Source organism: Bartonella sp. AA81SXKL, assembly GCF_042196945.1.
In the GTDB taxonomy this organism is placed as follows: domain Bacteria; phylum Pseudomonadota; class Alphaproteobacteria; order Rhizobiales; family Rhizobiaceae; genus Bartonella.
Genome location: NZ_JBHIRH010000240.1, coordinates 1 through 261, shown reverse-complemented (window position 1 = coordinate 261; position 261 = coordinate 1). Strand labels below are relative to the sequence as shown.

The 261-nt window shown below is 31.4% G+C and carries 1 pseudogene; it reads left to right on the top strand.

The features are described 5' to 3' along the window. Positions 1-121: 121 nt before the first annotated feature. Positions 122-261: pseudogene (locus tag ACFINZ_RS10835) on the top strand (hemin-degrading factor); the annotation flags it as partial.

Genomic DNA, 261 nt, shown 5'->3' with positions numbered 1-261 from the left:
GCTGTTGATAATAGGACCTTATTGGGTAAAATGGTTTGAACCCTTAAAAAGGTTCAAACTATTGCTTTGAAATTGTAAAATTTTAAAAGTTAGATCTCAAAAAATATTATAAGGAAAGTCCATGTCATATACAGCCGAAATGATTATTCGTTTGCGTGAAGAAAAAAAAGAGATGCGTAATCGTGATTTTGCAATCTCTATTGGTATATCTGAAGCAGAACTTATTGCTGCCTATTGTACAATTGGAAAAGCAAAAAGACT